Here is a 25,680-nt window from a genome sequence, read left to right as displayed (position 1 = left end):
GAACCTCTCCGCTCCCCGTCAGCCCGCCGGCCGAACTTTCTCCAGCGCGTCCAGCCTGCGCTGGAGCCGCCAGGTCCGAAAGCCCCAGCTCCGCCAGGCCAGATCCTGACGCTGGACTTCTACAAGCCGATCGCGCCGCGACACAAGGCAGTTGTCGCCCGGGCGATGAGCGATGACCTTGTCGATCGCAGGCAGCGCCTGCGGCCCGAGTGTGAGGAGATAGTTCGCGTCGATGCTCAAGCCCTTACCCGACATTTCGTTGCTGTGGCTCAGATTATAGTCGGCGATAAACGCATCGAAGTTCATCAGCGAGCAGCCATACAGCGCGATCGTTAACGCGATCAGATTGGCGCCGACGAGCCATTGGTTGGACCTGTCGAGCACGATACGGGCCACGATCAGGATCAACCCGAGCGCCACCAGTCCCATCCAGATGAAGGCGGCGATGCGCCAATAGGTCAGCATGTAGATGTCGACATAGAGGTCGAGGCGGAGGATGGAGGACGCGACCAGAAGCACATTCTGCCCGACCCAGAGATAGACCAGCGGCCGGATCACTTTTGATTTTTCGACCGGTCCACCCGGACGCATCGCCACTAGCACGAAGGCGGCGGCGAGGAGGGCGGTGGCGATCAGGGGGTAGGCGCCGCGATGGGCATAGGCCGCATATGTCAAATTGGCCGGCAGCGCGACTTGGCCCCACAGGTAGATGCCGTCGAGAATGGACTGTGCCGCGAACAGCAGATTGAACAGGATCAGCGAGCGCAGGATGGTGGAGGGGCCCAGGAACTCAGCCGAGACTTGGGACGGCAGCGGCGGCGGCACGGGGCCATCGACGACCATCGTGGTGGCAATCGTCCTGCGCCGCCAGCGCACATGGATGAACGGCCAGACCAGCGCCAGCATCACGGTCCAGAACAGCACGCGCGGGACGCTGATATATTCGAAGATGAGCTTTGGATTGAGCAGAGACACCCACTGCTCGATTACCGGATTGGCCGCCGCGAACAGCGCGACGAAGACGGTGCTCATCACAGCAGGCATCAGCCAGAGTACGATGCCCCGGGTGAACCCCGACATGTTGAAGATCTGCAGCGCGTCGAGAAAGAACCTGAAGGGCCCGAGCAGGAAGAAATTGCGCAGCGCGCGCGCACGTTCAGTGAACCCGGTCGTTTTCGGATTGGTCGCGATCAGAAGCGCAATAACCAGCGCCATGGTGAGGATCAGGAAGGACAGCATGTTGAGCTCCTCGACCGCCGGTGCGAGGCCGGCGACGAGAATGGCCGCGCCGATCATGGCGCGCCGCAGATCCAGGGCCGCATGATTGAACAGCATCGACACGCAAGCCATCGCGATCACAAACAGCGTCAGCGACAGCCCGATCCGCGGACCATAGAACAGCCAGTCGGCGAGCGCAGCGAGAACGAGCGCGAGGCCGACCTTGGCCGGGATCGAGGAATGCCTGATCGGCTGGATTTCCGCTGCAATTGTCGAAGCCAGGCTCGTCATGTCAAGAAGACCTTTCGTGTTGGGTGGCATCACGAAGTCTGAACGTCGTTTGTGCAGAAGGCGGGATCGTCGTCTGCACGGCTTCAGGAGTCTTTTGCAGATTATGTGCAGGCCCGCTTTTGGTCCTTACGCGGCGCAAATCGCTTTGATAGGTGCGATGCATACATCACCTTGGGCGTGACGCATCATGCAGCTCTTCAACCGCACCGGTCTCATCCTCCTCTGGCTGGCCGCCCCTCTCGTCGCATTTGCGGCCGCTAACAAGAACGATCCCTATCTGCTCGAGCTGCGCGGCGCTGGAAACATCGCACTTGTCGTCACAAGCATCGTGATCGTCATCGTGCTGCTGCGCAGGGGGCGGTGGCGCACGATCGCCGGCAAGCTGCTCGTCATGCTCTGGTGCGTTCCATCGGTGCTGATGTCGGCGGCGCACCTGAAATTCGAACTGCGGAAGCACGATGTTCTTGCAGCCAGTGCGGCCGAGGCGCGTCAGCTCGGACCTCACTTCATGGTCGGTTATTCCTCCTTCCCGGAGGTCGCGCGCCTCGCCGAGCAAGGCGTGATCGGCGGTGTCTACGTCACCCGTCACAATATCCGTGGCCGGTCCGTCGAGACGTTGCGCACCGAGATCGCGACGCTCCAGGACAAGCGGCGCGCCGCCGGCCTGCCGCCGCTGGTCGTCGCCGCGGACCAGGAGGGCGGCATCGTCGGTCACCTTGCGCCGCCGTTGACGAAGCTGCCGGCGCTGGCGACGCTTGCCGGGCTTGCTCCCGATGACCAGCAGGCCAAAGCGGCAGAGTTCGGCCGCATCCACGGACGTGAACTCGCCGGGCTCGGTGTCAACCTCAATCTCGCGCCGGTGCTCGATCTCAAGCCGCCGGGCCGGCGCAATCGCCTCGACTTCCACACCCTGATCGGTCAGCGCGCGATTGCGACCGATCCCGCCGTCGTCGGGGCGATCGCGAGCGCCTATGTGCGCGGGCTGGAAGAATCCGGCGTCGGCGCCACGCTCAAGCATTTTCCCGGCATCGGGCGCGTGCGCACCGACACGCATCATTTCAGCGCCAACCTCGACACGCCGGTGAAGGAGTTGGAGGCAGCCGACTGGCTCCCGTTCCGCGAGGTGCTGTCGCATTCGCGCAGCGCGCTCATGGTCGGCCATGTCACGCTCACGGCCGTCGATCCCGACCGAGCCGCCTCGCATTCGAAGCGCGTCGTCGAGGGGATCATTCGCGACAAATGGGGCTATCAGGGCGTCGTCATGACCGACGATCTCGTGATGGGCGCGATCTACCAGCACGACGTCTGCCGGGCCGTGGTCGAGGCGATCAACGCGGGCGTCGATCTGCTGCTGGTCGCCTATGACGGCGCGCAGTTCTACCGGATTTTCGCTTGCGCCCTGGATGGATCGCGACACGGCAAGCTCGATACAGCGATGCTGCGCGCGAGCGAGGCGCGGCTCGCGCGGGGTTTCCCCTCCGAGCAGGCACGAGCCGTCTCAAGCACTGTCAGCGTCGCCCGCCAAAACTAGCCCTTCGCGAACTGCCGGTAGTCAGGCTCGCGATGAAACCAGAATTCGTAGCCGGTGATGGCCCTCTGCATCGCGACATCGTGGATCGGCTGATTCAGCGGGACGATGGGAACATCGCGCATGCAGAGCGCGATGAAATCCTTCACGGCCTTTTCGTACTCGGCAGCATCCGTGGTGTACCGCGCCTTGTCGATCAGCGCGTCCATTTCCTTGTTCTGGTACGAGGAGATGTTGAAGATCGAGTTGTTGCCGTGGAAATTCCAGTAGAAGTAGTATTCGGGATAATCGAGCCAGCCGCTGAAACGATTCAGCGCGAGCGGCAGCTCCTTCTTGTTCAGCGTAGTGCGCCAGTTCGCGCCGGGAATCTTGTCGATCGCCGCCTTGATTCCGATCTTGGCGAGGCTCTCTTGGATCAGGATCGCGGTCGGCTCGCCGACCGTGGCCGTGCCGGTATCGAGTGACAGCGTCGTCTCCAGCCCTGACTCGAAGCCAGCCTCCTTCATCAGGGCCTTGGCCTTGTCGAGATCGGTGGCGTAGGGAAACGCCTGCGGCCAGACCGGCTTTGAGACGTCTGCTGCTCCGCCATACATGGGAACGGCGCGTCCGAAGAACGCGCTGTTCTGGATCTGCTCATAGGGCATCGCCCAGGCGACGGCTTGGCGCAGCTTCACATTGTCGAACGGCGGCTTTGCCGTGTTGAGCGCCACCGACCAGAGCGCGTTCGGGATCGGCACGCCGGAGACCTTGACCTTGCCCTCCCGAATGATCTGCTCGAAGTCACGCGGCGCGAAGCCGCTGGAGATATCCGCATCGCCCCGTTCCAGCATGGCGCGGCGAGTGCCGGCGGAAGGGACGTCGCGCGCGATCACCCGCTTGAGCTTCGGGAGAGGTCCGCTCTTCCAATCGTCGAAGCGCGCCAGCACGGTCTCGCTGCCCGGCTTCCAGCTATCGATCGTGTAAGCGCCGCCGCCGGCCTCGTTGTTCCTGAGCCACGCCAGCGCCCACGGGTCTTCCGCCGTCGCGTTCTTTTTTGCGAGCTCCGAGTTGATGATGAAAGGCACGACCACCGCGACGTTGAACAGCAGCATCTTGTCCTTGCGCACGTAGTCGATGCGGAAAGTGTGGTCGTCGACCACGATGAACTGCTCGGACTTTTCCAGCGATCCCGCCGACATCTGGAACGTCGGAAAACCGCCGACCTTCACCGCGCGATCGAACGACCATTTGACGTCTTTCGCCGTGACCGGCGTATCGTCGTGGAATTTCGCGTCCGTCCGCAGCTTGAAAATGCAGGACATGCCGTCGGCCGCAACCTCCCAGCTCTCGGCGAGTTCAGGTGCGAGCTTCTCGCGGTCATAAGACAGCGTACCCGTCGGAGAGCGTCTTGGAGGCATAGCTCAGCAGGCGATCGTAGCAATTCCAGGACAGCCCGTTCACGGTCTGGTTGGAGCCGACGCCCTGCATGTCGAGCGAGTTTGGCCCGAGCTCCTGCACCACCAGCAACGTCTCTGCGCGCCCTTGCGCCGAGGCAAAGCGCGGAGCGAGGGCGGTCATTCCGGCAAGGCCGAGGCCGCCGAGCACGCTGCGGCGGTTTAGGTCGAATGATGATGCGCTCATGGGTGCCTCACTCTTGAGAGATTCGCACCATAAAGAGGCAAGGCGCATGCCATCGGCCGCGCTTCACGGCGTCGCATGCTGCGCGGCCATCAATTCTACGGCGTCACCGCTCCGCGGGGCACGGCGCGTGGGGCGGTCAGCTCCTTCCACGTCGAATTGGCGACATGCACGGGCGAGAACGCCGGGCGCTCGACATAACGGCCGTCGCCGGCCTCGGCGCGCAGATCGCCGTCTTTCCAGACGATTCGGCCGCGCGACAGCGTCGCCGCCGGTCCGCCGGTGCAGGAAAACCCCTCGAACACGTTGTAATCGATCCGGCTCATCTGCCGCTTCGCGCTGATGGTCCTGCTCGCCTTGGGATCCCAAACCACGATATCTGCATCCGAGCCGACGGCGACCGCGCCCTTGCGCGGATAGATGTTGAGGATGCGGGCGATATTCGCCGAGGTGACTGCGACGAATTCTTCCTTCGTCAACCGTCCCGTGGCGACGCCCGCGGTCCACAGCAGGGCGAGGCGATCTTCGAGGCCGCCGGTGCCGTTCGGGATCTTTCTGAAATCGCCGAACCCGAACCGCTTCTGCTCGGTGGTGAAGGCGCAGTGGTCGGTCGCGACCACCTGCAGCGAGCCGGCTTGCAGACCGGCCCAAAGACTATCCTGATGCGACCTGTCGCGGAACGGCGGCGACATCACGCGCTGCGCGGAATGATCCCAGTCCTTGTTCTGATATTCACCGGCGTCCAGCAACAAGTGCTGGATCAACGGCTCGCCATAGACGCGCCTGCCCGCCGCACGTGCGCGCGCGATCGCCTCATGCGCTTCGCGGCAGCTCGTGTGCACGATGTAGACCGGCGTCCCCGTCATGTCGGCGATCATGATGGCGCGGTTGGTGGCTTCACCCTCCACCTCCGGCGGCCGTGAATAAGCGTGTCCCTCGGGCCCGGTGATGCCGCGCGCGATCAGCGCCTCCTGCATCAGGGCGATGACGTCGCCGTTCTCCGCATGCACGACCGGCATGGCGCCGAGATGGGCGCAGCGGGCGAACGAGTTGTAGAGCTCGTCGTCGTTCACCATCAGCGCGCCTTTGTAGGCCATGAAGTGCTTGAAGGTGTTGATGCCGTAGGTTTTGACCACGGTCTCCATCTCGTCATGGATTTGTTTCGACCACGACGTTACCGCCATGTGGAAGCCGTAATCGGAGGCCGCCTTCTCGGATTTGTGCCGCCACTCCTGATAGGCCGCGAGCATCGACTGGCCTGGATCGGGCAGACAGAAATCCACCACCATGGTGGTGCCGCCGGCCAGCGCCGCCTTGGTCCCCGATTCGAAATCATCGGCGGTGACCGTGCCCATGAACGGCATTTCGAGATGGGTGTGCGGATCGATGCCGCCCGGGATGACGTAAGCGCCGCCCGCATCGATGATCTCGCACCCCGTCGGCGCATCGAGCGACCGCCCGATCGCGACGACGGTCGCGCCGTCGATCAGCACGTCCGCGCGGCGCGAATGATCATGATTGACGACGGTGCCGCCGCGGATGAGGAGGGGCATTGGATGCTCCGGAGAGGGAAGTGGACCTCGCGAAGCTAAGCGCGCGGCACACGGCGCGACAGGTGAAATTTTAGTCAGGCACGCCGACAGTTGAGCCGTGCTCTCTCGGCCCCTACGCCGCCCGCGCGATCAGCCCGTCAATCATCGCGCGCACCAGGCCCGCGATTTCCTTCCGGAGCGCCGGCAGCGGCACCGCGACCAGTTTCTGCTCCAGTCCCAGCGCCACCATGCCATGCACCGCCGAGAACAGGCTGCGCGCGGTGATGCCGAGCTCCTCCCGACTGCGTTTTGGAAATAGCGCGGCCAGCGGCTGGTAGACGTGGCGAAACAGCTGCAGCTGGTCGTCGATGGACCAGTCGGGGAGGGGCTTGTCGGCTGCCATGCGGTGCTCGAACAGAGCGCGCCACAGTTCGAGATTCTCCGCGGCGAAATCGCAATAGACGAGGGCGATGCGGACCAGGGTCTCTTGCGGTGATGGCTCGCCCGCGCTTTCCACCGCGCTCAGGGCCCGGTCGAGCCGATGCAAGGTGCGCGAGCCCACGCGGAGGATCAGCTCGTCCACGTCGGCGACGAGATTGTAGACCGCGCCGTTAGCGCAGCCGATCTCGCGGGCGAGATCGCGGGTTTTCAGGCCCGCCAATCCCTTGTCGGCGATCATTCGTTCCGCCGCCAGGATCAGATCGAATCGAAGTTTCTCTCGGCGTTCCAATGGCTTAGTCATCTGCGAACCAAATTCTTGAGCGTCGCTCAAATATTCTTTGAACCAAGTTCAAGTTTCTTGCTACAAACCATCCGTGAGCAACGCTCATAACAGGGAGCTTCAGATGTTCAAGACCGTAGTGACACTTTTCCGTGGCAGCGTGGCCGCCGCCAGCGAGGAGCTGGAAGACCGGACGGCCCTTCTGATCCTCGATCAACAGATGCGCGACGCGGCCGCGGCCGTCGAGCGCGGCAAACGGACCCTTGCGCTGGCGATTGCGCAGGACCAGCAGGAAGCTCGCAAGCTCGAGGCGACCGTCGCCCGCATCGCTGATCTCGAGATGCGCGCGGTCGCGGCGCTCGACGGGGACCGCGAGGATCTCGCCAACGATGCTGCCGAAGCCATCGCGGGCCTGGAGGCCGATCGCGATGCGGCGCTGACGGCCCGCGCACTGTTCGCAACCGAAATCGCGCGGCTGAAGCGGCACGTCGCAAGCGCGCAGGCCCGCATCACCGAGCTCGACCGCGGCCGCCGCGTCGCCCGTGCCTCGGAAGCGGTGCGCTCGCTTCGCCGCAGCGGCATCGAGGCGGCACGCCCCTACGAATCCACGCTGCCGGAGGCGGAGAGCACTTTGAGGCGTCTTCGTGAGCGGCAGATGGAAGCCCAGGCCGCCGACGACGCGCTGGTCGAGCTCGATGCGGCCACCGGTCCGCTCGCCACCGCCGAAAAACTCGCCGAGCAGGGTTTTGGCCCCAGGCTCAAGACGACCGCGGACGACGTGCTGGCACGGTTGAAGTCCAAGCGCACGCCGACGGTCTGATCCCAAACCCATCATCATTCGAACCAACAGGAGACCATCATGAACCAGAATGGCCAGCCCCACAGCGGCGCCTGGGTGACTTTCACTTACGTGTCCTTCGCAGCCTCCGCCTTCCTCATCGCCATCGGCATCTTCTTCCTGCCGATCGACCTCTGGATGAAGGGTTATCTCACCATGGGCATCGTCATGTTGATCCAGACTTGCATCACCCTGACCAAGACGGTCCGGGACAACCATGAAAGTAGCCGGATGGTGAACCGCATCGAGGATGCCAGGGCGGAACGTTTACTGATGGAAGTCTCCAAGGCGGCTTGAGAGGCATGACAATACGCGAGGAAGCAGCGGAGTAATTCGCTCCGCTGCCTCGGCGCCGACCCGCATTCCGCCAAACTTCGTATTGCGCCTGCGAAATGCAACCGAGCCATGACGGATCGCGCGGGCGTGCGCTCTTGCGCACCGGCAGCGGCCGGAGCACTCTGCACGAGCGGCACACAAAGAATGCCGCCAAAAAGATGTGCTTACAAGATCTCGGCGAGGAACTTCATGGCGGTGACGCGGATCGACTGCGACATCCACCCGGCGGTTGGTGGCACGCGCACGACGCTGCTGCCCTATCTCAGCGATCACTGGAAAGAGCAGGTCGTGAGCCGCGCCATCGACGGGCTCGATCTCACCTCCTATCCGCCCAGCATGCCGCTGGCGGGCCGCGCCGACTGGCGTCCGGCGAACGGCGCAAAGCCTGGTTCCGATCTTGCGATGGTACAGAAGGGCGCATTCGAGCAGTTGGGTGCCAGCCACGCGATTCTCAACGTGCTCTACGGCGCTCAGGCCGTGTTCGATCGCTACATGGCGGCCGACTTCTGCAGGGCGATCAACGACTGGATCGCGACTGAGTGGCTGTCGCGCGATGCGCGCTTGCGTGCCTCGATCGTGGTGCCGATGCAGGATCCGGATCTGGCGGTCGAGGAGATCGAGCGCCGCGCCGGCGATCACCGCTTCGTCTCGATCCTCGTGCTGGCGCAGGGCGAGACGCTGCTGGGACGCCGGCATTTCTGGCCGGTCTATCGGCTCGCGGAAAAGTACAAGCTGCCGCTCGCGATCCACGCCGGCACGCAATATCGGCAGGCGCCGAGCTCGGCCGGATGGCCGTCGCACCGCTACGAATATTACTTCGTCGAGGCGCAGGCATTTCAGGCGCAGATCCTGAGCCTGATCTATGAGGGCGTGTTCGGCAAGTTTCCGGACCTCAAGGTCGTGCTGATGGAATCCGGCGTGAGCTGGCTCCCGGCTTTCATGTGGCGCGCCAACAAGACCTGGCGCGGGGTGCGCGTCGAGGTGCCCTGGGTCGAGCGCGAGCCGGCAGCGATCATCCGCGACAGTTTTCGTGTCACAATGCAGCCGTTCGACGCGCCGGGCGACGCCAAAAGCGTCGAGGAGATCATCGACCAGATCGGCTCGGACAAGATGTTCCTGTTCGCGTCCGACTATCCGCACTGGCAGTTCGACGGCGACGATCCGATCCCGCCGGACCTGCCGAACAGCATCATCTCGAAGATGTGCGTCGACAACCCGCTGGAGACGTTTCCGCGGCTGTCGCTCGCCAACTAGACCGGAGTTTCGCATGAGTGACGTCATCGACCGCCCACTACGAGAAGACGAAAAGCCTGCCGCTTCGCGGCTGCGCATCGTCGATTGCGACGTTCATCCGAGCCTGCATTCGTTCGACGATCTCAACGAGTTTCTGCCAAAGCGCTGGCAGCAGCATCTGAAGGAATATGGCAGCCATTTGCGCACGCCCTATCTGTTCACCACGCCCTATCCGCGCTCTTCGCCGCTGATCGCGCGGCGCGATGCCTGGCCGCCGACCGGCGGGCCGCCCGGTTCGGATCTCGCCTTCATGCAGAAGCAGCATCTCGATCCGCTCGATGTCGAGTTCGGGATTTTGCAGGTGCTCGATCTCTTCATCTTCTCGCAGCAGAACCTCGAATTCGGCGCCGCGATCCAGCGTGCCATCAACGACTGGCAACTGGCGTTCTGGTCGCATCGCGACCCGCGCCTGAAGGCTTCGATCCTGGTCGGGCAGGACGGCGTCGATCTCGCCATTGCCGAGATCGAACGCTGCGCGAAAATCGGCGAATACGTCCAGATCAACGTCTCGCCGCGCGCCAACGAGCCGTTGGGCCGCCGCCGCTACTGGCCGATCTACGAGCGTGCCCAAGAACTGGACCTGCCGCTCGGCATCCATGTCGGCGGCTATGGCGGGCATGCGCCGACCGGTGGCGGCTGGCCGTCCTATTATGTCGAGGAGCACCAGTCCAACGCGCACACCATTGCGGCGCAGCTTGCCAGCCTCGTGATCGAGGGTGTGCCGGAGCGTTTTCCGAAATTGAAGTTTGTCTTTATCGAGGGCGGCTTCGGCTGGATCCCGTCCGCGGTGTGGCGAATGGACCAGCATTTTGAGCGGTTTCGCAGCGAGGTGCCGCATCTCAAGCGCAAGCCGTCGGAATATGTCCGCGAGCATTTCTGGTTCACGACGCAACCGATCGACGAACCTGACGAAGCCCGGCACCTGCGCTCGTTGATCGAATGGGTCGGCATCGACCGTCTCCTGTTCTCGTCGGACTATCCGCACTGGGATTTCGACGATCCGCGCTTTGCGTTCAAGACGCCACTGACGGAGGCCGAGCGAAGGAAGATCTTCAGCACCAATGCCCGCGCGGTCTACAAGTTCTGAGAAGGTCTGCACGGATGGCCCGTCACATCGTCGCGTCCACCTCGGAGATCCCACCCGGTGGCAACAAGGTCGTCGATGTCGCCGGCCGCGACATTGTCGTGTTCCACGTCAATGGCGAGTTCTTCGCTTTGCTGAACCGCTGCCCGCACGAAGGCGCGCCGCTGGAGAAAGCGGCCTGTGTCGCGCGACTGACCTCGCCCGAGCCCGGCATCTATCAGCGCTCGCGCGTCGGCGAGATGCTGCGCTGTCCCTGGCATGGCTGGGAGTTCGACATGCGCAACGGCCAATCCTGGTTCGACCCGAAGCGCGTCAAGATTAGGTCATATCCGGTCGCGGTGGAGCGAGGCGAGGAACTCCAGAAAGGCCCGTATGTTGCCGAGACCTTTCCGGTGCATGTCGAGGACAGCTACGTGATTGTCGAGGTCTGAGCAGCCGTTTCGGATTGTGATTTCGCCGCAGGTGGGATAAGCCTCGCCCGCATTTATGGCGGAGACGAGCTTTGTCGAAACAATCCCTGCGTGAGGAGGCCGAGCGCCTGATCCGCGAATCGATGGAAAAGAAAACCGTCGTCGTCAAGCAGGGCGATACTCGCATCGAGGCCGTCTGTGGTAAATGCGGCGCCCCGAACCGTGTGCAGGCGCCAAAGGGCCAGACCCGCATCAAGTTCGCCTGCAAGAATTGCGGGCATCAGCAAGAGACGCTGTAGAGCGCCCCCTGTGTAAACCCTCGTCCTGAGGAGCTCGCTGGAAGCGGGCGTCTCGAAGGATCGAGGCCCAACCGGGCCTGCATGGTTCGAGACGCGCGTTCCGCGCTCCTCACCATGAGGATCAAACAGCCTAATCCCCCTTCACGAATTTCGCGAATGCATCCGCATGGTCCGGGTGCCAGCGTGACAGTGGCGGGCGGTTCTCCACGATGTCGCCGGCGGCCCACAGCATGCGCTTTTCATCGAGCGCGCGCGGGACATCGTTGTCCGGGCACAGAATGTAGAAATCCCCGGCCTCCAGCCGCGCCAACATGAAATTCACGGTCTGCTCGGCCGTCCAGGCGCCGGCCGGCTTCTCTGTGCGGCCCTTCGCGGTAAGGCCCGTAAAGACGAAGCCGGGAATCAGCAGATGCGCGGTGATGCGGCAACCCGCAGTGTTGCGCAGCTCGTGCTGGAGCGCTTCCGTAAAAGCTTTCACGCCTGCCTTGGAGACGTTGTAGGCGGGATCGCCGGGCGGGGTGGTGATGCCCTGCTTCGACCCGGTGTTGATGATGAGCCCCGCGCTGCCGCGCGCGATCATGTTGGGCGCGAAGGTTCGCGAGCCGTTGATGATGCCCCACATGTTGACGCCGATGATGCGCTGCCAGTTGTCGGGTTCGCCGAACAGCGTGCTGCCGGGCTGGATGCCCGCATTGTTCATGAGGATGTCGGTGCCGCCGAAGCGCTCGTGGACGGCGCGCTCCAGTTCCATCACGCTCTCGGCCTTGCTGACGTCAATCGCGAAGGTCATCACATGTGCGGCGGACGTGAGGGATGAGAGTCTTGTCGCGGCGTCCGCCAGCCGCGCCTGATCCACATCGGCGATACACACCTTCACGCCGTTTCGCGCGAAGGCTGCGGCGGCGGCGAATCCGATGCCGGACGCGCCACCGGTGATCACGGCAACATTGTCTTTGATGATCGCGGGATGTGGCATGGATCGGTCTCCGGGGAGGGGCTCGGTCGTGCTATAACATGGCACTCGCGCGACCCCGCACAAGTCGGCATGGGAGGTGTTCGTTCCGCGCCGACTCTACGCCTCTACTTTACGCCTGTCCGGCATCGCAGTATTCTATCGATCAACGATCCCACCCAGATCGAACCAATCAATCATTGACAGGGAGTTCAGCCATGGCTGTGTCGCAGGCTATTCCGATCACGCGCCATCCATTCGCCAACGGATCCTACAAGCAGATGCTGATCGACGGGAAGTGGGTCGATGCTGCCTCAGGCAAGCGCTTCGAGACCCACAACCCCGCGACCGGCGAACTGCTCGCAACAGTGGCCGAGGGCGACAAGGAAGATATCGATCGCGCAGTTGCTGCCGCTCGCCGCGCCTTCGAAGGGCCCTGGAGCAAGGTCAAGCCGTTCGAGCGGCAGAATCTGCTCCTGAAGCTTGCCGACCTCGTCGAGAAGAATTTCGACGAATTGTCGCAGCTCGACACGCTCGACATGGGCGCGCCGCTCAGCCGTACCCGTGCCTATCGCCTGCGCGCCGTCGGCATGCTGCGCTATTATGCCGGCCAGACCACCGCGATCCATGGCGAGACCATCGAGAACTCGCTGCCCGGCGAAATCTTCTCCTACACGCTGAAGGAGCCGATCGGCGTCGTCGGCGCCATCATTCCCTGGAATGGTCCGCTGACTGCGACGATCTGGAAGATCGGTCCGGCGATCGCGACCGGCTGCACCGTCGTGCTTAAACCGGCCGAAGAAGCGCCGCTGACCTCGCTGCGCATCGCCGAGCTGGCGATGGAAGCGGGCGTTCCGCCCGGCGTCATCAACGTCGTCCCTGGCTATGGCGAGACTGCGGGCGCGGCGCTTGCCGCACACCACGACGTCGACAAGGTTGCCTTCACCGGCTCGCATGTCACGGGCCAGTCGATCATCCGCGCCTCGGCCGGCAACCTCAAGCGCGTCTCGCTCGAGCTCGGCGGCAAGTCGCCGGACATCGTGTTCGCGGATGCCGATCTCGATGCGGCCGTGCCGGGCGCTGCGATGGCGGTGTTCGCCAATTCGGGACAGATCTGCAGCGCCGGCACCCGGCTTTTCGTCGAGCAGTCGATCTATGAGGAGTTCGTCGGCCGCGTGGCCGAGTTCGGCAAGAAACTGCAGGTCGGCAACGGCCTCGATCCCAACACCCAGATCGGACCGCTGGTGTCCGAGCAACAGCTCGAGCGCGTCACCAGCTATCTCGACATCGGCCAAAAGGAAGGCGCGCGGGCGCTTGCCGGCGGTGGCCGCGTCACCGAAGGCGCGCTTGCAAAAGGCTTCTTCGTCTCGCCGACAGTGTTCGCGGGCGTCCAGGACAATATGCGCATCGCGCAGGAGGAGATCTTTGGTCCCGTCATTTCCGCGATCGCGTTCAAGGACATGGACGAACTGGTCAAGCGCGCCAACGCCACCACGTTCGGTCTCGGCTCGGGCCTGTGGACGCGGGACGTCAGCAAGGCGCATGCGGTCGCGAAGAGGCTCCGTGCCGGTTCGGTGTGGGTGAACTGCTACCAGGCGATGGACCCGGCCGTGCCCTTCGGCGGCTACAAGATGAGCGGCTACGGCCGCGAATCCGGCAAGCAGCACGTCGAGGAATATCTCAACGTGAAGGCGGTGTGGATCAAGACGGCGTAACACTGGTCTTTCCCGCGTTCCGCGGGAGGGAATATCTGCTTTTGCAGGGGCGGCGCCTTCTCTCGGTAGCCGCCCCTCGCTATATGATGCGCATCCTTCCTTCGCCATTCGAGGCCAGCATGAAATTCGAGGCGTTGTTTCAACCGTTGCAGGTCGGTCCGTACACGCTTGCGCATCGCGTCGCGATGGCGCCGTTGACGCGCATGAGGGCCGAGCGCGAGAGCTTTTCGCCGCGGCCGCTCAACGCCGAATATTACGGCCAGCGCGCCACCCAAGGCGGCCTGCTCATCGCCGAGGCCTCGCCCGTGCTCTCGCACGGCCGCGGTAATCCAGCGACGCCCGGCATCTATTCGGAGACGCAGATCGCGGGCTGGCGCAAGGTGGTCGACGCCGTGCACGCCAAGGGCGGCATCATCTTTCTCCAGCTCTGGCACGTCGGCCGCGTCTCGCATTCCTCCTTCCACGGCGGGGAGCTGCCGGTCTCGGCCTCCGCGATCCCGATCAAGGCCGAAGGCATGAAGGCGATGACTGCCGACGGCAAGATCTCCAACTATGAGACGCCGCGCGCGCTGGACACGGATGAAGTCAAGGGCATCGTCGAGGCCTTCAGGCAGGGTGCGAAGAACGCGCTGGCCGCCGGCTTCGACGGGGTCGAGATCCACGGCGCCAACGGCTATCTGCTCGAGCAATTCCTGCAATCACGCAGCAACCAGCGCACCGATCAATATGGCGGTTCGATCGAGAACCGCGCGCGGCTTCTGCTCGAAGTGACCGAGGCCGCGATCGACGTCTGGGGCGCGGGCCGCGTCGGCGTGCGGCTGTCGCCCCACGGCATCGCCAATGATTCCGGCGAGCCCGATCCGATGCCGCTCTACACGCACGTGGTCAACGCGCTCGACAAGCTCGGTCTTGCCTATCTGCATTTCATCGAACCGCGCTCCAGCGGCTCGGGGCGCGCCGAAGTCAACTGGCAGAACGTGCCGTCGGCGATGCTGCTGTTCCGCCCGCTCTACAGCGGCGTGCTGATGACCGCCGGCGGATTTACCGGCGAGACCGCGAACGCCGCCATTGCGGAGGGGCATGCTGACATCATCGCCTTCGGCCGCATCTTCATCTCCAACCCCGATCTGCCGCTCCGCCTGCAGCAGGATTACCCTCTCACGCCGTATAACCGTGCGACGTTTTACGGTGGCGAGGAGAAGGGTTATACGGATTATCCCGCGTACGACGAACTGACGCCGGTCTGACACTGCTGTAGCCCGGATGAGCAAAGCGATATCCGGGGTTCACTCAAGCTCTGGTCTTCCCGGATGTCGCTTCGCTCATCCGGGCTACAGAGTTATTGTGTTGCCCCGACTGACACCACGAACTCCGTCATTGCGAGCGCAGCGAAGCAATCCAGACTGCCTCGGCGGAAAGACTCTGAATTGCTTCGCTGCGCTCGCAATGACGAGAGGAGAGACAATGGCCAAAGCCGCAGCCTCCGCAGGTATAGCCACCGGCCAGTGCCTCTGCGGCAGGGTTACCTTCGAGATCGACGTTCCCGCACGCTGGGCCTGGCACGATCACTCCGCCGCCAGCCGTCGCGCCCACGGCGCCGCCTATGTAACCTATGTCGGAAGCTGGAAGAAGCGGTTTCGCATCACCGCAGGTAAGACGGCGCTGACGCGCTACGAGGACAAGGCAACGAAGACCGCGCGCAGCTTCTGCGCGCATTGCGGCACGCCGATCGCATATGAGCGCCCGCGCGGGCCGCATATGGTCAACATCCCCCGTGCGCTGTTTAGGGAACGCACCGGCCGCCAGCCGCTCTATCACATCGCGATCGAAGAGCTGCAGGAATGGACCTATACCGGCGAGCCGCTGGTGCCGCTGAAAGGCTTTCCCGGTGTGGTCTGGCAGCGCTCGAAAAAAAAGAAGCGGGCGAGCGGCGAGGATCCGTTCGAGTTGGGGCGCGAGGAGATGTAGCGCTGTCCCACGCAACGCAGCCATGACCGCGCTTCCTTGCGCGCCTCCCGCGATTTCGGCCATCATGCTTTTTGCCTTGCGGCAACGTCCGCCTCTGGAGGAAACATGAAGAACAAGATCACCGGCCGCTCCGCCTTTCTCGCGTTGCTCAAGGACGAGGGCATCACGCATCTGTTCGGCAATCCCGGCACCACCGAGCTGCCGATCATGCATGCGCTGAAGGATCACCCTGACCTCGCCTATGTGATGGCGATGCAGGAGAGCCTGGTGGTGGCGATCGCGGATGGCTATAGCCGCGCCTCCGGAAAGCTGGTCGCCTGCAACGTCCATGTCGCGCCCGGCCTCGGCAACGCGATGGGCTCGCTCTACAACGCCCAGTTCACGGGCACGCCGATGATCCTGACCGCGGGCCAGCAGGAGCAGGGCCACGGACTGATGGAGCCGGTGCTGTATGGGCCGCTGGTGCGCATGGCCGAGCCGCTGGTGAAATGGGCGGTCGAGGTGACGCGGCTCGAGGATCTGCCGCGCATCGTGCGCCGCGCCGCAAAAGTCGCAACCACCCCGCCGACCGGGCCGGTGTTCATTTCATTGCCCGGCGATATCCTCAACAGCGAGGCAGGGATCGATCTCGGTCGCTCCACCCGCATTGACGCTCGCACAAGGCCATCGGATGAGGCACTGAAGGCGTTCGCCGCCCGACTGCTCAGGGCCGAGCGTCCCGTGATCGTCACCATGGACGAAGTGGTCAAGAGCGATGCGCTGATGGAGGCCGCCGAACTCGCAGAACTACTCGGCGCGGCTGCCTACCAATCCTCGACGCCCTATGGCTCGCACTTCCTCTCGGAGAGCCCGAGCTTCGTCGGCACGCTGGCACGTGTCCAGAAAGTCGCGCGCGACACGCTTGCGCCCTTTGACCTCTTGATCGCGCTCGGCGGCGATCCCTTGCGGATGTCGGTCTACAGCGAGGTCGACGCGCTGCCGGAGGGCCTTGGCATCGTGCAGATCGGCCTCGGCGATTGGGAGATCGCCAAGAACTACGGGGCTGAGATCGCGCTGAAGGCGGATTTGAAGGAAACGCTGCGCGCGCTGATCCCGGTGTTGAAGGAGATGGGCGGCGCTGCCCTGGCGAGCCGCGCGAAGCAACGGCTGACCGAACTCGCGCCGAGGAACTGGACCGCGCGGCGCACCGCGCTGGTCGAGCAGATCGGCAAGGCCGCGGACCGCAGCCCCATCGATCCGGACTGGCTGGTGCTGCAAATGGTCGAGGCCATGCCCGCTAATGCCATCCTCGTGGACGAAGGCCTCACCTCGAGCCGCCAGATCACGGCCTTGCGTGCGCACCGCGATCGCTTCGGCTATCACGGCCTTGCCTCCGGCGGCATCGGCTGGGGCCTGCCGGCCTCCGTCGGCGCCAGCATCGCCAATCCCGATCGCCCGGTGGTCTGCTTCTCCGGCGACGGCAGCGCGATGTATTCGATCCAGTCGCTGTGGACAGCGGCGCATCACAAGCTGCCGCTCAATGTGGTCATTGCCAACAATGGCGGCTACCGCATCATCAAGCAGCGCCTGCTCGCCTTCCACGGCGACGACAATTACGTCGGCATGGATTTTGTCGATCCGCCGGTGGATTTCGCGGGCGTGGCTAAGGCGCTGGGATGTGAGGCAATCAAAGTCAGCGATCCCCGAGAGTTGAAGGCGACGCTGGCGTCGGCGTTTGGCCGGCCGGGGACGAAACTGATCGAGGTGATGGTGGACGGGAAGCTGTAGGGCAGCGTCACCTGCGGCATTGGTGCCGCCACATTATCAGTCGTGATCACCCGCGAAGGCGGGTGATCCAGTATTCCAGAGGCGGCGGTGATTGAGTCGAGACGTTGCGGCGTACTGGATGCCCCGGTCAAGCCGGGGCATGACAGCGTACCTAGCGGCGCTACCCCTTTCTCCCCACTCTGAACCCTGCCGCCGGATGCGGCGCACCTAGCCGCGCCCGCCCCTCGCCGAACAGCTTCTCGCGTAGCGTGCCCTGCGCGTACTCCGCCTTGTACCGCCCGCGTCGCGTCAGCTCCGGCACCAGCATGTCGGCGATGTCCTCGAAATCGCCGGGTGAGATCGCGAAGGCGACGTTGAGGCCGTCGACATCGGTCGCCTCGAACCACGCCTCGATCTTGTCCGCGACCATTTCCGGCGTGCCGACCACGACGGGACCTGCGCCGCCGACGCCGACATGCTCGATGACGTCGCGCACGGTCCAGACGCGATCGGGATCGGCGCGGGTGACGTTATCGAGTGCGCTGCGGCCGGCATCGTTCTGAACATGGCGCACCTGCTGATCGAGCTCGTAGCCGGAGAAGTCGATTCCGGTCCATCCCGACATCAGCGCCAGCGCGCCTTCCGGGCTGATGTGGCGGCGATAGTCGGCATATTTTTCGTTCGCTTCGGCTTCCGTCCGCCCGAGGATGATCGTCATCATCGAGAACATCAGGATTTCCGCCGGATTGCGGCCGAACGCGGCGGCCTCCTGACGGATCGCCGATACGCGCGGCGCGATCACCTTGGCTGACGGCCCCGACATGAACACGCATTCGGCGTGCCGTGCCGCGAACTGCCGTCCGCGCGGCGAGGTGCCGGCCTGATACAGCACGGGCGTCCGCTGCGGCGACGGTTCGCTCAGGTGGATGGTGTTGTTGATGCGGTAGTTCGCGCCCTCGTGGTTGACGCGATGGACCTTTGTGGGATCGGTGAAGATGCCGCGCGTGCGGTCGCGCAGCACGGCGTCGTCCTCCCAACTCCCTTCCCAGAGCTTGTAGACGACCTCCATATATTCGTCCGCGATCTCGTAGCGGTCGTCGTGCCCGATCTGCTTGTCCTTGCCGGCGCCGCGCGCGGCGCTGTCGAGATAGCCGGTGACGACGTTCCAGCCGATACGCCCCTCGGTGAGATGATCGAGCGTCGACATCCGCCGCGCGAACGGATAGGGCGGCTCGAAGGAGAGATTGCTGGTGACGCCGAAGCCGAGATTCTGCGTCACGGCGGCCATTGCCGACAGCAGCAGCAGCGGATCGTTCGAGGGCGACTGGGCTGCGTTGCGCAAGGCTGCGTCAGGACTGTTGCCGTAGACGTCATAGACGCCGAGCACGTCGGCCAGGAACAGTCCGTCGAAACGGCCGCGCTCCAGCGTTCTGGCAAGATCGATCCAATAGGGCAGGCGGTTATATTCGGCAGTGCGGTCGCGCGGATGGGTCCACAAGCCCGGTGATTGGTGCGCGACGCAATTCATCGCAAATGCATTGAGCCTGATCTGCTTGGCCATGATGGTCCCCCGGCGCCCTGTACCGGGCGCTCTTCGAATGATAGAGCTGCGCCCGAACTTGGCGAAGTTCTTGCATATAGCGCGACGTTGGCAAGGCCAAAATCAGCGGCGCTGCCGCGCTTGGCAAGCCAATCTCAAGAGAGCAAGAACGAAATCCCAAGACTATCGAAGTCCCCGCCACTTTCGGAGGCCTGCCCGTATCGGGTATGCTCCTTCGCCTCGCAACCTAAAAAAGAAAATAATGACCAGAGCCGATGCCATCGCCCGCGCCCGTGACGATTTTCAATCGGGCGCGTTCCTCGCCGAACTCGACCGCCGCGTCGCCTACCAGACCGAGAGCCAGAATCCGAACCGGAGCGTCGAGCTGCGCGCCTATCTGGAACAGGAGATGGTGCCCGCTTTTGCCGCGCTCGATTTCGAAAGCCGGATGATCGAATCTCCCAGCGGCAAGGCGCCGTTCCTGTTCGCCGAACATCACGAAAGTGAGGCGGCGCCGACCGTGCTGATCTACGGCCATGGCGACGTCGTCGACGGGATGGAAGGCGAGTGGCGCGACGGCCGCGATCCCTGGCGCACCACGGTTTCGGGCACGCGTCTCTACGGTCGCGGCACCGCCGACAACAAGGGCCAGCACAGCATCAACATGGCGGCACTCCGCGCGGTGCGCGAGGCCCGCGGCGGCAAGCTCGGCTTCAACGCCAAGTTCATCCTCGAGATGGGCGAGGAGATCGGCTCGCCGGATCTCGGCAAGGTCTGCGATCTCAATCGCGATGCACTCAAGGCCGATCTGTTCGTGGCCTCCGACGGGCCGCGCCTGTCCGCCGACCGTCCGACCCTATTCCTCGGCTGCCGTGGCGGCATCCGCATTCATCTCGATGTGAACGTTCGCGACGGCGGTCATCACTCCGGCAATTGGGGCGGTGTGCTCGCCAACCCCGCGACCATTCTGGTCAACGCGATCTCGACGCTGGTCGACGGCCACGGCCGCCTTCAGCTGGACGCGCTGAAGCCGCCGCGCCTCACCAACCAGATCCGAAGCTATCTTGCGGACGTGCAGGTGGTGCCGACCGAGGACGAGCCGGCGTTGGCCGAGAACTGGGGCGAGGAGGGTCTTTCGGCGGCCGAGCGGCTCTATGCCTGGAACACGCTCGAAGTGCTGGCGATGTCGTCGGGAAACATCGAGAAGCCGGCCAACGCCATTCCCGGCCACGCCAATGCCGTGCTGCAACTGCGCTTCGTGGTCGGCACCAAGGTCGACGGCCTGATCGAAGCCGTCCGTGCGCATCTGGTCGAAAGGGGTTTTCCGATGGTCGAAGTGCGGGCCGCACAGAGCTTCGCGGCATCGCGCACCGATTTCGACAGCCCCTGGATCGCATGGGCGGCGAATTCGGTGAAGGAGACCACCGGCAAAGTGCCGGCGGTGCTGCCGAATTTCGGCGGCTCGCTGCCCAATGACGTGTTTTCCGAGATATTGGGCCTGCCGACGATCTGGGTGCCGCACTCCTATCCCGGCTGCTCCCAGCATGCGCCCAATGAGCACATCCTGCTGCCATTGACCGAAGAGGCCTTGACGGTGATGGCCGGCCTGTTCTGGGATCTCGGGGAATTGCCAAGCCCGCTAACAAGCCCGCTAACGCGCCCGCCGGCCTGAGCCGTTAACCGGAGCCGCGATCCAGCCAAAAGTCACATTCTATTCCAACCCAATTTGTGCTTGCATCCCGCCGGCATCATCCTGAAAGGGGACCAAAACGTGAAACATTTCCGTAGCATCGGCCTCGCGCTCGCCGCGACCTTCGCCGTCGGCCAGGCCGGGGCCGAGGAGCTGACCGGCACGCTCAAGAACATCAAGGACACCGGCGCCATTACGCTCGGCTTCCGCGACTCCTCGATCCCGTTCTCTTATCTCGACGACAACCAGAAGCCCATCGGCTACGCGATGGACATCTGCTACAAGATCGTCGACGCCGTGAAGAAGGAGCTCAAGCTCGACAAGCTCGAGGTCAAGCTCAATCCGGTGACCTCGGCGACCCGGATCCCGCTGATGGCGAACGGCACCATCGATCTCGAATGCGGCTCGACCACCAACAATGCCGAGCGCCAGAAGCAGGTTGCCTTCACCAACACCCATTATTTGACCGCCAGCCGCTACGTCTTCAAGAAGTCGAGTGGCCTGAAGGCGATTGACGACCTCAAGGGAAAATCGGTGGTTTCCACTGCCGGCACCACCAACATCAAACAGCTCACCGAGGCCAATGTTGCAAAAAGCCTCGGCGCAAACATCATTCCGGCCAAGGACCACGCCGAGGCCTTCCTGATGGTCGAGACCGACCGTGCGGTCGCCTTCGTGATGGATGATATCCTGCTCGCGAGCCTCGTTGCCGGCTCGAAGTCGCCCGATGACTACGTCATCTCCAAGGACGCGTTCTCCAAGCCTGAGCCCTACGGCATCATGCTGCGCAAGGACGACGCGGCCTTCAAGAAGGTCGTCGACGCGGCGACCGCTGCGCTCTACACCTCCGGCGAGGGCCAGAAGATCTACGACAAGTGGTTCACGCAGAAGATCCCGCCGAAGGGCCTCAATCTCAACACGCCGATCTCGGCCGAACTGAAGAACGAGTTTGCCAAGCCGACGGACTCGCCAAACCCGGACGATTATAAGTAAGCTATAACCTCGATCTTTCGATCGGGATCGTGTCCGGCCATCTTGACTCCAGGATGGCCGGACATTTGCATAGGCGCCAGGACATCGATGACTGGCGCGTTCGCGCGGGGGACACGTGAACTACAACTGGAACTGGGGAATCTTTTTCCAGCCGAACCCGATGGGGACCGGCACCTATCTCGACATGCTGTTGTCGGGCCTGGTGCTGACCCTCAAGACGGGTGCGCTCGCCTGGATCATCGCGCTGATCACCGGATCGATCGTCGGCGTGATGCGCACAATGCCGTCGAAGGGAGCGTACTGGTTCGGCTTTGCCTATGTTGAATTCTTCCGCAACATGCCGCTGCTGGTGCAGCTCTTCCTGTGGTTTTTCGTGCTGCCGGAAGTGTTGCCAAGGTCCGCGGGATTGTGGCTGAAACAACTGCCGAACGCGCCGTTCTGGACGGCCGCGATTGGCATCGGGTTCTTCATGTCGGCGCGCGTCGCCGTGCAGTTGCAGGCCGGCATCGGATCGCTGCCGCGCGGGCAGAAGATGGCGGCGACCGCACTCGGCCTGACGACCCTGCAGGCTTATCGCTACATCCTGCTGCCGATGGCTTTTCGCATCATCCTGCCGCCGCTGACGTCCGAGTTCCTCAACACCATCAAGAACACGGCTGTGGCCATCACCATTGGTTTGCTCGAACTGACCGGCCAGGCGCGCTCGATGCAGGAATTCTCGTTCCAGGTGTTCGAGGCCTTCACCGCTGCGACCATCCTCTATCTCCTCGTCAACGCCGTCGTCGTGACCGCGATGCGCTTCCTCGAGCGCTGGGTCGCGATCCCCGGCTACATCACGGGGAAGTAGCGCCATGTTCAGCAATTTTGATTTCGGGGTCATCATCCGCACGCTGCCCTATCTATTCTATGAGGGCATGACGTTCACGCTGATGCTGACCGGGCTTGCTGCACTCGGCGGCCTCGTCTTCGGCACGGCGATCGCGCTGATGCGGCTGTCCGGCTACAAGGTGCTGGGCCGCATCGCGGGCGTCTATGTCGACTTCATGCGCTCGCTGCCGCTGGTGCTGGTGATCTTCTGGTTCTACTTCCTGGTGCCCTATATCGGGCAATGGGTAACTGGCGCGTCGCGTCCGATCAGTGTCGGCGCGTTCGCGTCCTCACTCATCACCTTCATCATGTTCGAGGCCGCGTACTTCTCCGAGATCATGCGTGCCGGCATCCAGTCGATCTCGCGCGGCCAGCCGGCCGCAGCCAACGCGCTCGGCCTGACCTACGCCCAGACCATGCGCTACGTCGTTCTGCCGCAGGCCTTCCGCAACATGCTGCCGGTCCTGATCACGCAGACCATCGTGCTGTTCCAGGACACCTCACTGGTCTATGTGCTGTCGATCACCGATTTCCTCGGTGCGGCTAGCAAGGTCGCGCAGCGCGACGGCCGTCTGGTCGAAATGTATCTATTCGCAGCGATCGTCTACTTCACCATCTCCTGTATTGCGTCCTTCGGCGTTCGCCGCCTGCAGGCGCGCATCGCCATCATTCGATAGAGTTTGCCATGATCGAGATCAGCCACGTCGACAAATGGTACAGCCCGGCCTTCCAGGTGCTGACCGACTGCACCACCAGCGTCGCCAAGGGCGAGGTGGTCGTGGTCTGCGGTCCCTCGGGATCAGGCAAGTCGACGCTGATCAAATGCGTCAACGCGCTGGAGCCATTCCAGAAAGGCGACATCAGCGTCGATGGCACTAAGGTCAACGACCCCAGGACCAATCTGCCCAAGCTGCGCGCGCGTGTCGGCATGGTTTTTCAGCACTTCGAGCTGTTTCCGCATCTGAAGATCATTGATAATCTCTGCCTCGCGCAGCAGAAGGTGCTCGACCGGTCGCGCGACAAGGCGGTGGCGAAAGGCATGCAGCTGCTGGAGCGGGTCGGCCTGAAGGAACAGGCGCAAAAATTTCCCGCGAACCTGTCCGGCGGCCAGCAGCAGCGCGTGGCGATCGCCCGCGCGCTCGCGATGGATCCCATCGTCATGCTGTTCGACGAGCCGACCTCGGCGCTCGACCCCGAAATGGTGAGCGAGGTGCTCGACGTCATGGTAGACCTCGCCCATGAGGGCATGACCATGATGGTCGTGACGCACGAGATGGGCTTTGCCCGCAAGGTCGCCAACCGCGTGATCTTCATGGACCGCGGCGAGATCGTCGAGGACGCCCCGAAGGACGATTTCTTCGGCAAGCCCCGCAGCGACCGCGCGCAGAAGTTCTTGTCGAAGATTCTGTCGCATTGATCCCACTGTCATTCCGCGACGTGCCTCCTGGCGCCGGTCGGGAATGACGGGTTGAGGGTTTCGTGGCACCGACAAATCCCTTATACCAGCGGGTAATCCCTATTCCCGCCAGGAGACCTGCCTTGGATCCGATCGCCTATGTCAACGGCTCATTCGTCCCGCTTTCGGACGCCAAAATTTCGGTCCTCGATCGCGGCTTCCTGTTCGCCGACGGCATCTATGAGGTCTCGGCCGTGCTCGACGGCAAGTTGGTCGACAATGCCTCGCATCTGGCGCGGCTGGAGCGCTCGGTCGGCGAGATCAAGCTGAGGCTCCCGGAGACGGTCGAGCGCATCACCGAGATCCAGCAGGAGCTGATTGCACGCAACAAGGTCGAGAACGGCCTCGTCTATCTCCAGGTCACCCGCGGCGCCGACAAGGGCCGCGACTTCGCCTTCCCCAAGGGCGACGTCAAGTCGAGCCTGGTGATGTTCACGTCGGAGAAGGACATCATCAACGCCGCCTCGGCCAAGACCGGCATCAATGTGATCACCGTGCCCGACATCCGCTGGGAGCGGCGTGACATCAAGAGCGTAGCATTGCTGGCGCAAGTGCTGGCAAAGCAGGCCGCGGCCGAGGCCGGTGCGGGCGAAGCCTGGATGCTGGAAGACGGTTACGTCACCGAAGGCGGTTCGTCTTCAGCGTTCATCCTGACCCAGGACGACGTCATCGTGACCCGCAAGAACTCCAACGCGATCCTGCCGGGCTGCACCCGCAAGGCGGTGGTGGCGCTGGCGGAAGAGCGTCAGCTCCGCGTCGAAGAGCGTTCCTTCACGGTCGCCGAGGCGCTCGCCGCCAAGGAAGCCTTCGCCACCTCGGCGTCGCTGTTCGTCCAGCCGGTGGTTGCGATCGACGGCAAGAAGGTCGGCGACGGCAAGCCCGGCCCGATCGCCATGCGGCTGCGCGAGATCTACGTGGAGTTCGCGAAGGCGACGGCGGTTTAAGCTACCCACCGCCGTCATCGCCCGGCTTGACTGGGCGATCCAGTACTCCGTGACGGGAGTGCTGGACTCGAGAAGCCGCGGCGTACTGGATGCCCCGGTTAAGCCGGGGCATGACAGGCGAATGTATTGAGGCAGTTTGGCCTCATGCGTCAGCACCTCACGCCACCGACGCCTTCACCTTTACCGGGTGAACCGCACGGAACGCGATCGCTAGCCTGTTCCAGGCACTGATGGCGCCGATCAGCATGGTCAGGTTCACCGTCTCCGCATCGGAGAATTGCGCGCGGACCTGCTCGTAGACGTCATCAGGCGCGTGCGTCTCGGCGATCAGCGTCACTGATTCCGTCCAGGCCAGCGCGGCGCGCTCGCGGTCGGTGTAGAGCGGCGATTCGCGCCAAGCGTTGAGCAGATAGATGCGCTGCTCGGTCTCGCCGCGCTTGCGGGCGTCCTCGGTGTGCATGTTGATGCAGAAGGCGCAGCCGTTGATCTGCGACGCGCGGATCTTGACGAGCTCGATCAGCGATTTCTCGAGGCCCGTCGACTGGATCTGCTCTTCCAGTGCCATCAGCGCCTTCATCGTGTCGGGTGCGGCCTGGTAGAAATTCATGCGGGGTTTCATGGTCGTTCTCCTTGCTTGCTGGG

General features: G+C 63.5%; 23 protein-coding genes and 1 pseudogene. 17 read left to right on the top strand and 7 right to left on the bottom strand.

Translation table 11 applies throughout. The features are described 5' to 3' along the window. Window positions 1-18 precede the first annotated feature (18 nt). The gene (locus AC0L3B_RS06250) at window positions 19-1,509 is read right to left on the bottom strand and encodes a DUF4153 domain-containing protein (RefSeq protein WP_473380170.1); all 1,491 of its coding nucleotides are present in this window, start codon (window positions 1,507-1,509) and stop codon (window positions 19-21) included. Window positions 1,510-1,696: 187 nt separating this feature from the next. On the opposite strand from AC0L3B_RS06250, the gene AC0L3B_RS06245 reads away from it, so the two are divergent. After that, entirely contained in the window at window positions 1,697-3,040 is a 1,344-nt protein-coding gene (locus tag AC0L3B_RS06245; RefSeq protein ID WP_473380169.1) for a glycoside hydrolase family 3 N-terminal domain-containing protein, read from the top strand. Here AC0L3B_RS06245 and AC0L3B_RS06240 read toward each other — a convergent pair. From AC0L3B_RS06240 to AC0L3B_RS06230, 3 genes and pseudogenes are all read right to left on the bottom strand, one after another. After that, a pseudogene (locus AC0L3B_RS06240) lies at window positions 3,037-4,657 on the bottom strand (ABC transporter substrate-binding protein). The gene AC0L3B_RS06245 and the pseudogene AC0L3B_RS06240 sit on opposite strands and share 4 nt — an antisense overlap. 95 nt (window positions 4,658-4,752) lie before the next feature. Continuing rightward, window positions 4,753-6,207: a dihydropyrimidinase gene (gene hydA / locus AC0L3B_RS06235; protein ID WP_473380168.1), complete on the bottom strand. Its 1,455-nt coding sequence runs from the start codon at window positions 6,205-6,207 to the stop codon at window positions 4,753-4,755. 112 nt (window positions 6,208-6,319) lie between these two features. After that, window positions 6,320-6,928 carry a TetR/AcrR family transcriptional regulator gene (locus AC0L3B_RS06230; RefSeq protein ID WP_473380248.1) on the bottom strand — a complete coding sequence of 203 codons (609 nt, stop codon included), beginning with the start codon at window positions 6,926-6,928 and terminating at the stop codon, window positions 6,320-6,322. Window positions 6,929-7,031: 103 nt separating this feature from the next. On the opposite strand from AC0L3B_RS06230, the gene AC0L3B_RS06225 reads away from it, so the two are divergent. The 6 genes from AC0L3B_RS06225 to AC0L3B_RS06200 all read left to right on the top strand — a co-directional run bounded on the left by AC0L3B_RS06225 (window position 7,032) and on the right by AC0L3B_RS06200 (window position 11,167). Next, window positions 7,032-7,727, top strand: a complete 696-nt coding sequence (locus AC0L3B_RS06225) for a PspA/IM30 family protein (protein ID WP_018453369.1) — start codon at window positions 7,032-7,034, stop codon at window positions 7,725-7,727. A gap of 39 nt (window positions 7,728-7,766) precedes the next feature. Beyond that, complete coding sequence (locus AC0L3B_RS06220; protein ID WP_085361234.1) at window positions 7,767-8,042, top strand: YiaA/YiaB family inner membrane protein; 276 nt, start codon at window positions 7,767-7,769, stop codon at window positions 8,040-8,042. Window positions 8,043-8,270: 228 nt separating this feature from the next. After that, window positions 8,271-9,335 (top strand): amidohydrolase family protein, encoded by a 1,065-nt coding sequence (locus tag AC0L3B_RS06215; protein ID WP_473380167.1) that lies wholly within the window; start codon window positions 8,271-8,273, stop codon window positions 9,333-9,335. A 13-nt stretch (window positions 9,336-9,348) separates the two neighbouring features. Continuing rightward, window positions 9,349-10,461, top strand: a complete 1,113-nt coding sequence (locus tag AC0L3B_RS06210; RefSeq protein ID WP_085385450.1) for an amidohydrolase family protein — start codon at window positions 9,349-9,351, stop codon at window positions 10,459-10,461. 14 nt (window positions 10,462-10,475) lie between these two features. Beyond that, on the top strand, window positions 10,476-10,889 hold the full coding sequence (locus tag AC0L3B_RS06205; protein WP_027565497.1) for a Rieske (2Fe-2S) protein: 414 nt from the start codon (window positions 10,476-10,478) through the stop codon (window positions 10,887-10,889). A 71-nt stretch (window positions 10,890-10,960) separates the two neighbouring features. Then, window positions 10,961-11,167 carry a hypothetical protein gene (locus AC0L3B_RS06200; protein WP_007615092.1) on the top strand — a complete coding sequence of 69 codons (207 nt, stop codon included), beginning with the start codon at window positions 10,961-10,963 and terminating at the stop codon, window positions 11,165-11,167. 130 nt (window positions 11,168-11,297) lie between these two features. Here the strand turns inward: AC0L3B_RS06200 and AC0L3B_RS06195 are convergent, their stop codons facing one another. Continuing rightward, window positions 11,298-12,143 (bottom strand): SDR family NAD(P)-dependent oxidoreductase, encoded by an 846-nt coding sequence (locus AC0L3B_RS06195; protein ID WP_085350155.1) that lies wholly within the window; start codon window positions 12,141-12,143, stop codon window positions 11,298-11,300. A 194-nt stretch (window positions 12,144-12,337) separates the two neighbouring features. On the opposite strand from AC0L3B_RS06195, the gene AC0L3B_RS06190 reads away from it, so the two are divergent. The 4 genes from AC0L3B_RS06190 (at window position 12,338) to AC0L3B_RS06175 (ending at window position 17,569) form a co-directional block, all read left to right on the top strand. Then, window positions 12,338-13,834, top strand: a complete 1,497-nt coding sequence (locus AC0L3B_RS06190; protein ID WP_247299325.1) for an aldehyde dehydrogenase family protein — start codon at window positions 12,338-12,340, stop codon at window positions 13,832-13,834. Between the two features lie 119 nt (window positions 13,835-13,953). Then, window positions 13,954-15,081: an alkene reductase gene (locus AC0L3B_RS06185; RefSeq protein WP_204512430.1), complete on the top strand. Its 1,128-nt coding sequence runs from the start codon at window positions 13,954-13,956 to the stop codon at window positions 15,079-15,081. 217 nt (window positions 15,082-15,298) lie between these two features. Beyond that, on the top strand, window positions 15,299-15,802 hold the full coding sequence (locus AC0L3B_RS06180) for a GFA family protein (RefSeq protein ID WP_473380166.1): 504 nt from the start codon (window positions 15,299-15,301) through the stop codon (window positions 15,800-15,802). 105 nt (window positions 15,803-15,907) lie between these two features. Beyond that, window positions 15,908-17,569: a thiamine pyrophosphate-binding protein gene (locus AC0L3B_RS06175; protein WP_018453377.1), complete on the top strand. Its 1,662-nt coding sequence runs from the start codon at window positions 15,908-15,910 to the stop codon at window positions 17,567-17,569. 160 nt (window positions 17,570-17,729) lie between these two features. Here the strand turns inward: AC0L3B_RS06175 and AC0L3B_RS06170 are convergent, their stop codons facing one another. Then, window positions 17,730-19,109 (bottom strand): LLM class flavin-dependent oxidoreductase, encoded by a 1,380-nt coding sequence (locus AC0L3B_RS06170; RefSeq protein WP_018453378.1) that lies wholly within the window; start codon window positions 19,107-19,109, stop codon window positions 17,730-17,732. Between the two features lie 241 nt (window positions 19,110-19,350). On the opposite strand from AC0L3B_RS06170, the gene AC0L3B_RS06165 reads away from it, so the two are divergent. The 6 genes from AC0L3B_RS06165 (at window position 19,351) to AC0L3B_RS06140 (ending at window position 25,038) form a co-directional block, all read left to right on the top strand. Continuing rightward, window positions 19,351-20,760 (top strand): M20 family metallopeptidase, encoded by a 1,410-nt coding sequence (locus AC0L3B_RS06165; protein ID WP_473380165.1) that lies wholly within the window; start codon window positions 19,351-19,353, stop codon window positions 20,758-20,760. A 99-nt stretch (window positions 20,761-20,859) separates the two neighbouring features. Next, on the top strand, window positions 20,860-21,771 hold the full coding sequence (locus AC0L3B_RS06160; protein WP_026232521.1) for an amino acid ABC transporter substrate-binding protein: 912 nt from the start codon (window positions 20,860-20,862) through the stop codon (window positions 21,769-21,771). A 115-nt stretch (window positions 21,772-21,886) separates the two neighbouring features. Then, window positions 21,887-22,618: an amino acid ABC transporter permease gene (locus AC0L3B_RS06155; protein WP_473380164.1), complete on the top strand. Its 732-nt coding sequence runs from the start codon at window positions 21,887-21,889 to the stop codon at window positions 22,616-22,618. Window positions 22,619-22,622: 4 nt separating this feature from the next. Further along, window positions 22,623-23,315 (top strand): amino acid ABC transporter permease, encoded by a 693-nt coding sequence (locus AC0L3B_RS06150; protein ID WP_018453382.1) that lies wholly within the window; start codon window positions 22,623-22,625, stop codon window positions 23,313-23,315. Window positions 23,316-23,323: 8 nt separating this feature from the next. Next, entirely contained in the window at window positions 23,324-24,055 is a 732-nt protein-coding gene (locus AC0L3B_RS06145; protein WP_018453383.1) for an amino acid ABC transporter ATP-binding protein, read from the top strand. 122 nt (window positions 24,056-24,177) lie between these two features. Further along, window positions 24,178-25,038, top strand: a complete 861-nt coding sequence (locus AC0L3B_RS06140) for a D-amino-acid transaminase (RefSeq protein WP_018453384.1) — start codon at window positions 24,178-24,180, stop codon at window positions 25,036-25,038. 157 nt (window positions 25,039-25,195) lie between these two features. Here the strand turns inward: AC0L3B_RS06140 and AC0L3B_RS06135 are convergent, their stop codons facing one another. Next, window positions 25,196-25,657: a carboxymuconolactone decarboxylase family protein gene (locus AC0L3B_RS06135; protein WP_473380163.1), complete on the bottom strand. Its 462-nt coding sequence runs from the start codon at window positions 25,655-25,657 to the stop codon at window positions 25,196-25,198. Between the last annotated feature and the right edge of the window lie 23 nt (window positions 25,658-25,680).

It is taken from the genome of Bradyrhizobium sp. Kon56, from assembly GCF_055807635.1.
This window is presented reverse-complemented; position numbering and strand designations above follow the sequence as displayed.

Excerpts from the sequence above, each read along its gene's own strand:
- AC0L3B_RS06145 (WP_018453383.1), top strand. The coding sequence starts at position 23,324 with ATGATCGAGATCAGCCACGTCGACAAATGGTACAGCCCGGCCTTCCAG.
- AC0L3B_RS06245 (WP_473380169.1), top strand. The coding sequence starts at position 1,697 with ATGCAGCTCTTCAACCGCACCGGTCTCATCCTCCTCTGGCTGGCCGCC.
- AC0L3B_RS06170 (WP_018453378.1), bottom strand. The coding sequence starts at position 19,109 with ATGGCCAAGCAGATCAGGCTCAATGCATTTGCGATGAATTGCGTCGCG.
- AC0L3B_RS06205 (WP_027565497.1), top strand. The coding sequence starts at position 10,476 with ATGGCCCGTCACATCGTCGCGTCCACCTCGGAGATCCCACCCGGTGGC.
- AC0L3B_RS06225 (WP_018453369.1), top strand. The coding sequence starts at position 7,032 with ATGTTCAAGACCGTAGTGACACTTTTCCGTGGCAGCGTGGCCGCCGCC.
- AC0L3B_RS06210 (WP_085385450.1), top strand. The coding sequence starts at position 9,349 with ATGAGTGACGTCATCGACCGCCCACTACGAGAAGACGAAAAGCCTGCC.
- AC0L3B_RS06230 (WP_473380248.1), bottom strand. The coding sequence starts at position 6,928 with ATGACTAAGCCATTGGAACGCCGAGAGAAACTTCGATTCGATCTGATC.
- AC0L3B_RS06195 (WP_085350155.1), bottom strand. The coding sequence starts at position 12,143 with ATGCCACATCCCGCGATCATCAAAGACAATGTTGCCGTGATCACCGGT.
- AC0L3B_RS06220 (WP_085361234.1), top strand. The coding sequence starts at position 7,767 with ATGAACCAGAATGGCCAGCCCCACAGCGGCGCCTGGGTGACTTTCACT.
- hydA (WP_473380168.1), bottom strand. The coding sequence starts at position 6,207 with ATGCCCCTCCTCATCCGCGGCGGCACCGTCGTCAATCATGATCATTCG.
- AC0L3B_RS06165 (WP_473380165.1), top strand. The coding sequence starts at position 19,351 with ATGACCAGAGCCGATGCCATCGCCCGCGCCCGTGACGATTTTCAATCG.
- AC0L3B_RS06175 (WP_018453377.1), top strand. The coding sequence starts at position 15,908 with ATGAAGAACAAGATCACCGGCCGCTCCGCCTTTCTCGCGTTGCTCAAG.
- AC0L3B_RS06150 (WP_018453382.1), top strand. The coding sequence starts at position 22,623 with ATGTTCAGCAATTTTGATTTCGGGGTCATCATCCGCACGCTGCCCTAT.
- AC0L3B_RS06250 (WP_473380170.1), bottom strand. The coding sequence starts at position 1,509 with ATGACGAGCCTGGCTTCGACAATTGCAGCGGAAATCCAGCCGATCAGG.
- AC0L3B_RS06135 (WP_473380163.1), bottom strand. The coding sequence starts at position 25,657 with ATGAAACCCCGCATGAATTTCTACCAGGCCGCACCCGACACGATGAAG.
- AC0L3B_RS06185 (WP_204512430.1), top strand. The coding sequence starts at position 13,954 with ATGAAATTCGAGGCGTTGTTTCAACCGTTGCAGGTCGGTCCGTACACG.
- AC0L3B_RS06215 (WP_473380167.1), top strand. The coding sequence starts at position 8,271 with ATGGCGGTGACGCGGATCGACTGCGACATCCACCCGGCGGTTGGTGGC.
- AC0L3B_RS06190 (WP_247299325.1), top strand. The coding sequence starts at position 12,338 with ATGGCTGTGTCGCAGGCTATTCCGATCACGCGCCATCCATTCGCCAAC.
- AC0L3B_RS06180 (WP_473380166.1), top strand. The coding sequence starts at position 15,299 with ATGGCCAAAGCCGCAGCCTCCGCAGGTATAGCCACCGGCCAGTGCCTC.